An 8,190-nucleotide genomic window follows, 5' to 3' on the forward strand; every position below is an offset into this window, starting at 1 on the left:
CTTGTGTCTAACTAAGCAAGTGGTCAGAAAAAAATGTAATATAAGACATTTGTTTTTGAAAATGTTTTATCAGATAGTTAAAACATTTTTTTTAACGAAAATTAAATTTTTGTCAGAGTTGATTTTTGTTCTACAAAACCCTGACGGAAATAAAAAGGCTCCAGATCTATTCGATAAGGAGCCTTTTGTATTCAATTATTCAAAAGTGTTAGTATAAATCCGGAAATTTCTCTGGATTTACTTCATTCATCATATCGTAAACTTTTTCAAAAATATCTTCGGCAGAAGGTTTTGAAAAATAGTCACCATCAGTTCCATAAGCAGGTCTGTGAGCTTTTGCGGTAAGAGTCTGTGGCTTGCTGTCCAGGTATTTATAAGCGTCCTGTTCTTCGAGTATTTGCTGTAAAATAAAAGCAGAAGCCCCGCCCGGTACATCTTCGTCAATTACTAAAAGCCGATTTGTTTTGGCGATACTTTTTACAATATCCTTGTTCACATCAAACGGAAGCAGGGACTGAATGTCAATAACTTCGCAGTCAATTCCTAATTCTTGTAATTCTTTAGCAGCTTGTTCTACGAGTCTTAATGTCGATCCGTAGGAAACAAGTGTAATATCTGAACCTTCTTTTAGCGTTTCAATTATACCAATTGGTGTTTTGAATTCGCCAAAATTCAAAGGTGTTTTTTCTTTTAAACGGTACCCATTCAGGCATTCGATTACCAAAGCCGGTTCATCGCACTCTAAAAGCGTGTTGTAAAACCCTGCTGCCTGTGTCATATTTCTTGGAACCAAAACATGGATTCCGCGAATGGCGTTAATGATCATTCCCATTGGAGAACCGGAGTGCCAGATACCTTCTAAGCGGTGTCCGCGTGTTCTGATAATTAAAGGTGCTTTTTGCTTTCCAACAGTTCTGTATTGCAGCGTAGCCAAATCATCGCTCATAATCTGGATAGCGTACAATAGGTAATCCAGATATTGAATCTCGGCAATTGGGCGCAAGCCTCTCAATGCCATACCAATTCCCTGCCCAATAATACTGGCTTCACGAATTCCCACATCGGCAACACGAAGTTCACCGTATTTTTCCTGCATGCCTTCAAGTCCCTGGTTTACATCTCCAATGTTTCCAACATCTTCACCAAAAATTAAGACTTCCGGATATTTAGTAAACAAAGCATCAAAATTATCACGAAGAATCATTCGGCCGTCTAAATCAGGTTTTGCGTTTTCGGCGTATTCAGGTAATACTTTTTGAACAGAAAAAACATTTGATTTTGATTCAGAATATAAATTACTACTGAATTTAGGCTGCGTTAGTGCGATATAATTTTTGATCCAGTTTGCTACCAGTATTTTGCTGTTTGGAACTTCTATAAAACGTAATATTCGTCTTGTAATCATCAGCATTTCCTTTTTTAAAGGGTTTTTGATGGCTTTCAGTTCTGATATGTATTGCTGAATTTTATCTTTATGATTGACACTCGCTTCTGAAATTTGCTCCAATAACTCTAAAAGATTTTTTTGATCTTCAATAATTGGATTGATAAATTGGTTCCAGGCTTCCTTTTTAGCTTCAAGGACTTCCTTTTTTATTTTGAATTCCATTTCTTCCAATTCTTCGGGAGATGCAATATTGATGGCAATCATCCATAGACGCATCTGGCGGATGCAGTCGTAATTTTTCTCCCAGGCAAGTCTTTCGCCATTTTTATAGCGCTCATGTGATCCTGAAGTGGAGTGGCCTTGAGGTTGCGTGAGTTCGTTAACATGAATCAAAACCGGAACATGCTGCTCCCGTGCAATTGCGGCCGCTCTTTCATAGGTAGCAACCAGCTCTGCATAATCCCAGCCTCTCACCCTGAAAATTTCATAACCTTCTGAATCTTCATCACGTTGGTATCCTTTTAGTATTTCAGAGATATTTTCTTTTGTTGTCTGATGTTTTGCGTGTACAGAAATTCCGTATTCGTCATCCCAAACGCTCATTACCATTGGAACCTGCAACACTCCGGCTGCATTTATGGTTTCAAAAAACAAACCTTCAGAAGTACTTGCGTTACCTATGGTTCCCCAGGCAATTTCATTTCCGTTTACAGAAAATTTGTCTTTGGTGTTGATACCTTCAACATTTCTGTAAATTTTTGAAGCCTGTGCTAATCCCAGTAGTCTTGGCATTTGTGCGGCGGTAGGAGATATATCTGCGCTAGAATTTTTTTGTTTTGTTAAGTCTTTCCAGGAACCGTCTTCGTTTAAACTGTGCGTTACAAAGTGCCCGCCCATCTGTCTTCCTGCGGACATTGGATCGAATTCTAAATCGGTATGACCGTATAAACCTGCAAAAAACTGTTTTGGGGTAAATTCGCCAATAGCCATCATGAAAGTCTGGTCTCGGTAATATCCTGAACGAAAATCTCCGTTTTTAAATGCTTTTGCCATAGCAATCTGAGGCACTTCTTTCCCGTCACCAAATATTCCAAATTTGGCCTTTCCTGTCAATACTTCCTTGCGCCCTAATAGACTGCATTCCCGACTGGTAACTGCAACTTTATAGTCATTTAATACTTCAATTTTAAAATCCTCGAAGGTTAATGTAGTAGTGCTTTTTTCTGTAATCATAATCTGGAATGGTCATGTTTAGGCTGCAAAATTACTCAAAATCTACCAATAATCATAATTCATTAAAATAAATATAATTTAATTATTTGTAGTTAAATCCTAAAAACTACGTATTTTTTTTGATTAATTTACATTAAAAACAATGTTAATATAATAATAATTTATGTTTTTGTTTAAATTCCGAATAATTAAAACCATTTTCTGGTAAAAAGACTGACTAATGTTTTGGGAGACAAGGTAATAACAAACCTGATTTTTTCATTATATTTTGTTTGAGAAATTTCCCAGCCATTATTAGAGTAAACAGGGAAATAAATTTCAAAATAATCAGGAAGAAGGTTCAAACGAATACCACTATCATAAACAAAGTGTTCTTTTTGATGCTTACTTTTCGTAAAACCCAAATCACCATAAGCTTCAATCCAGTTCCATATCGAATAACTTGCGTTTAAAGTAGCCATCCATTCATTGGCGTATCTTGGTTCGATTATCGATTTAAATCCGCCTTCTGCAATTATGTATTGTTGGCTGAAAAAGCCTTTGCTCTCGGATCTTCCATAAAAATTATAGTCAAATAAATAGTCGGTTGGACGATCCAGGCCAAAGCTAAAATAATCTGAATTGGTTGTATTGTATAAAAAACTTCCGGCATACAATCTCAAATTTAATTTACGATTATTTTCAAAAAGCCTTCTGTATTCAATTTCTCCGGATAATTTTCCAAAATCACCCGAAAACTGTGCATCTGTCATAAAACTAAAATGGTTGATTAATTCGGTTTTGGTATTTAGGTAACGAAGATTAAAAACAGAATAGTTTGGAGTTGAATTGTCTGTTACATATTCCGTTGCTTCACGATTTACAATGACCTGTCTGGCAATAATAAATTGTTTTCTGTTGTCCCTGAAATCTGCTTCCCGAATTCTAAACTGTACCATCGGATTTAATCTGAAATAGGTGGCATCCGGGGCATAATGGAAATAATTCTGACTAATAGTATATCGGATATTATACAGTTTACTGTCCCGGTAATACTGGTTTAATGAAAATGCCGAAGAACCCGAAATCGTTCCTGTTTTAAGTGAATAAGCCGGATTGATATCGAATGTAAAAGGTTTGTCTAATATAGTTTTGTTGTGAAAACGGATTCCGGGAGCAAAACCGTCATAATAATTATAAGCAAGCGTTGGTACGTATAGTATCTGATTGTAAAAAGGGTCTTCTAAATCTTTTGCAAAATTAAACTTGATTGGGCGATTCGTAATTACAAGACTTTTCAAGGATTTCCAGTTGTTACGCTGGTTGTATTCAGGAACTTCATTGTTGTAATTTAAAACAATTTTATCTGCATTTTTTCTTTCGAAAACATAAACAGAATCATTGTTTTTAGGTTCAATCCATTGTTTGAAAACGATGTTGTTCTTTTTAAGCCCGTAAACCGGAACCGGAACAAAATTGTCTGTTTTATTTTTTATAGAAAACTGGATGCTGTCTTTGGTTCTGGAAACATTTGAAAACTTGTAATCGATAATATCACGGGAATCAATAACGGTTTCAAAAAACCAATCAAGATTTTTCGAACTGTTTTGAGTTATTATCTTTTCAAAATCAGATCGGTCAGTTTGTTTTGATTTGTTAAGTGAATAAAATTCCTGGACACTTTGATGCACAACATTATGATTTAAGTAATCATCTAAAAAACTTAAACTTAGACCTGCACGATATTTACCCGCAATTTGTTCATTGAATTTAATAAGGGTATTTTTAGGGTCTCCCAAAGGCTGATCCAGATTTTTACGGGCCATTAACATATAATAATAGCTGTATTGCTCATTAAAAGTCAGATTGGTAATGTTGTAACTTTTAAAAAGTTTCATTGTTGAAAGTCTGCCCAGCATCTTTTGCTCCATGTGGTGTTCTTCCATATATTTCATCATCGAGTATATCTGGATGCCATCATATACCCAATTGTCTTTTCGCGGATCCAGACGAAGGCTGTATTGAAGATAATTATTTAAATACGTTTTTAAAAAGGTGATTTCAAAGATGAACTCATCTGTAAACGGACTTATAAATGAAGGCAGCTGATTAAGCCCGTAAAAGGGATTCCGGTCATAATCTGCCTGGGAAACCATAATTTTTTTATGCGGATATTTTCCAATGAAATCAGTAGCAAAAGTAATTACTCTGTTGATAATTATTGCTTTTTGTATCTCGTCCAGCTTTTTGTTTTTTAAATTTGAAAGAACTTCCAGGTCACCGTTGCTATAGCTGTTAAAGGTATTTTGTTTTTCAATAAACAAACTGAAATCGGTTCTGTTGCTTCCGGAAAAATGATAGGTACTGAATGCAGCAGAGGAAGCATCTTTTGAAACTGAGTTCAGGTCAGTAGTAATGGTGAATTGATTTGGAATTTTAATTTCTAATTCATAATCAGTTATTGCGTTTGCAATATCGTCTAGATTGTAATTGTGATATTTTATAAAGTCATGATTCTCGAAACGTGCAGGACTTAAAAACCAGTTTCTTAAGCTCATTCCGCCACTTTGAGTGTAGCCGTAATGTGTAAATTTATCACTTGGAATCTTCGAAATATAAGTTAGGTGTACATTAATTTTACTATTAGGAGGCAATTTATTTTTTAGCCTGATTACAATAAAATCAGGATTTTGATTGGTTCTTTGCCATTCTAAAGCCATAAATTGATCGTCTGCCATTTCTAATATTGTGGTGCTCCCGCGTTCTTCAGGTTTGGCAAGATGGAAACCTTTATAAAATTCATCAGAAAATCGTAATGCCAGAGGTGTATTTTGATCTGAGAAAGCATTGTTCCAGTCATTTAAAACAATAGAATTTAAAGTGTCATTTGAAGTATTGTAATAAGTAATATCCTGTTTTATATTTAGCGTTTTAAGCTCAGGATTCACCGCCACTTCCAGTCTGGACTGATGTTGCGCATATTGTTTTAATGAGGAGATCAAAACAAAAATAAAGAGAATGATTTTAAAAAATGATTTCAATGCAGCTTTAAATTTTAGGTATATAACTTAAGTTACGGGCTTATGATTATTTTGGTTTTATTGTAATTATTGCAAAAATAAAAGCTGTTTTTAACAGCCTTTATTTTTGCGATAATTAGTGAACAATGTAATTGATATAAGAAAATATATGCTTTCGATTTGTTTTAATCGTTTAAATTTAAAATGAATTTACGTAATTTATGTGGTCAAAAAAAGGATTAGAAATTCGGGCTTAAATCGTATTTTTTGTAGAATTTATCCAATACATCAACAACTTCGTCTTCAGTATCTACAATTTTAAATAAATTTAAATCATCAGGACTTACAGTCTGCATTTTTTCTACCAAAACTGTTTTTACCCATTCTATTAAACCTGACCAAAATTCAACACCAACTAATATAATCGGGAATTTTCCAATTTTTTTAGTCTGGATTAGGGTAATGGCTTCAAACATTTCGTCTAATGTTCCAAAACCTCCTGGCATCACAACAAAACCTTGTGAATATTTTACAAACATTACTTTTCGGACAAAGAAGTAATCAAAATTCAGGTTTTTATCATGATCAATGTAAGGATTAAAATGCTGTTCAAAAGGCAGTTCGATATTGAGCCCAACAGAAGTCCCTCCGCCTAAATGTGCACCTTTATTTCCTGCTTCCATAATTCCGGGACCACCTCCTGTAATAACTCCGTAACCAGCTTTGCTAATTTTGTAAGCAATTTTTTCGGCCAGTACATAATATTTGTCATCCGGTTTTGTTCTTGCCGATCCAAAAATAGACACACACGGACCAATACGTCCCATGTTTTCGTAACCGTTTACGAATTCGGACATGATTTTAAAAATTGCCCAACTGTCATTGGTTCTGATTTCATTCCACGTTTTTTGTTTCAAACGATCCTGAATTACTTTATCTTCATCATTGTCAAAATCTTGTAATCTCATTGTTTTGCGTATTTTAATTTTATTTTTTCCTAAGTTTTAGTTCAATTTCAGAAAATAACAGCTTTGTCAATGTTTAAAACCCTGACAAAGCTGCCATACTAAATTAACCCTTTTTTTGAAAAATGTTGTAAAAAATGGAGTTTTTATTGTTTCGTAAATAAATATTCTGTTTTTAACTAGGTTGTTTTGTTATTCATAAGAGTAAAAGTAAAAAAAAATAAAATTAAGAGCTTTTTTTTTACAATTTAAAATAATGCTCCATAATTTTTGAGAGTATAGTATCAAATTAAAAATTATACCGATTATGAATTCAATATAACCCAATAAAAACTAACCTGTTTTCTAATTATACCATTTATCATATAAAATATTCCAACCTACTCGTTCTTTATTTCTAATACTTCCTCAAAAATAAGGCTATGCAATGATTTTATTTTTATCCTTAAGAAAAATAACTTCGGATATTTAGGTTGTTTTTATAAGCGTAAATTGTATTATACAAGAAAATTTCCGAACTGTTAACGGATATAATTGGGTATGATATCGATTAAATAAAGCAAAAAAAAGCCGCCTGTTTTTTACTTAGGCGGTTTGTGTTTCAATCAAAAATATTAATTTATGATGCACTATTTTGCATTTTATTTATTTTATTTATTTTTTCAGGAGAATCGAATACTTTTTCAAAAAGCTTGCTTTTTTCTTTGGCAAATTTTTCTACGGCTTCTAACTCCTGGATAGTCATTTTAGGACGACCTGCCCAAAAGTTAGTAGATTTCTCTATTTGTTTTTCTACTAAATCTCTTAATTGTTTTGCTCCCATAACGTTACAAATATACTGTTTTTTTATTATTCCAATAATCACAGGTCTTTTTTTAACTTTAATAAAACAAATTGATAATCAGTTGTTTTGTTTTCGTTATACTTTTCAATGCTTTTTATTTCGATACTATTGCTTAGTGATGTAAGATCTTTCTCCCGAATGGTTCTTTCGTGTTTTTTTCCTTTTCGTGTTATCGTTTGTTTTTTTTCTATGACTTTTATCTGCTCTTCTGTTTTGCCTCCTGAAATCTCCAGATATTGTTTTAAAGTCATGATATTCGAAGAAATTTTTTGTTTGTACAGGCGATGTTTATGCAGTGTATTGCCAAAAAACAAAACGGTATAATCAGGATTTGAAATAAAAAAATGAAGAATACACATAAATACTGTAGCTAAAACTTCATCATAATCATTATTATTAATTTCTGCCAGATCATTAACGGTAATCCTATTTTCATGGTTTTCCAGGTTTCCAAAACCCACACTGTACCAATTAAGGTCTTTATTTATGGGGGAAATAGAAACGATTTTGGTTATTTCCCGTATTCCCACACTAATGAATCGAAACTGGTAAACTTCATTAGTAATGCCTTCAAAATTATAACTATACGCTTTGTCTAAAAAAGTCAACTTAATTTATTTCAATTTGTTAGTAAATCATTGTTGTCCGATAAATAATTTCGTTTTGTTAAATATTGTATATTTTTAGATACTTAACGAGGTTCTATCTTGCTTTAGCTTGTTTTTTAGTATTGTCATTAGAATTCAATAAATGGAAAATATA

The 8,190-nt window shown here is 33.1% G+C and carries 5 protein-coding genes; all 5 read right to left on the reverse strand.

The genetic code is table 11. The features are described from left to right. Positions 1 to 208: 208 nt before the first annotated feature. Positions 209 to 2,620, reverse strand: coding sequence for an alpha-ketoacid dehydrogenase subunit alpha/beta (locus DMB65_RS16275; protein WP_110307687.1), 2,412 nt, complete (start codon positions 2,618 to 2,620; stop codon positions 209 to 211). Between the two features lie 188 nt (positions 2,621 to 2,808). Beyond that, positions 2,809 to 5,559, reverse strand: a complete 2,751-nt coding sequence (locus tag DMB65_RS16280; RefSeq protein WP_110307695.1) for a gluzincin family metallopeptidase — start codon at positions 5,557 to 5,559, stop codon at positions 2,809 to 2,811. A 299-nt stretch (positions 5,560 to 5,858) separates the two neighbouring features. Beyond that, positions 5,859 to 6,587 carry an LOG family protein gene (locus DMB65_RS16285; protein WP_110307688.1) on the reverse strand — a complete coding sequence of 243 codons (729 nt, stop codon included), beginning with the start codon at positions 6,585 to 6,587 and terminating at the stop codon, positions 5,859 to 5,861. 616 nt (positions 6,588 to 7,203) lie between these two features. Next, positions 7,204 to 7,449 (reverse strand): hypothetical protein, encoded by a 246-nt coding sequence (locus tag DMB65_RS16290; protein ID WP_123955354.1) that lies wholly within the window; start codon positions 7,447 to 7,449, stop codon positions 7,204 to 7,206. Then, positions 7,446 to 8,036 carry a DUF6934 family protein gene (locus DMB65_RS16295; protein ID WP_110307690.1) on the reverse strand — a complete coding sequence of 197 codons (591 nt, stop codon included), beginning with the start codon at positions 8,034 to 8,036 and terminating at the stop codon, positions 7,446 to 7,448. Before DMB65_RS16295 ends, DMB65_RS16290 begins: the two co-directional genes overlap by 4 nt. Between the last annotated feature and the right edge of the window lie 154 nt (positions 8,037 to 8,190).

It is taken from the genome of Flavobacterium cheongpyeongense (genome assembly GCF_003202435.1).
GTDB classification, from domain to species: domain Bacteria; phylum Bacteroidota; class Bacteroidia; order Flavobacteriales; family Flavobacteriaceae; genus Flavobacterium; species Flavobacterium cheongpyeongense.

Bases quoted from the DNA above. Each gene is read 5' to 3' on its own strand.
- DMB65_RS16275 (WP_110307687.1), bottom strand. From the start codon at position 2,620: ATGATTACAGAAAAAAGCACTACTACATTAACCTTCGAGGATTTTAAA.
- DMB65_RS16285 (WP_110307688.1), bottom strand. From the start codon at position 6,587: ATGAGATTACAAGATTTTGACAATGATGAAGATAAAGTAATTCAGGAT.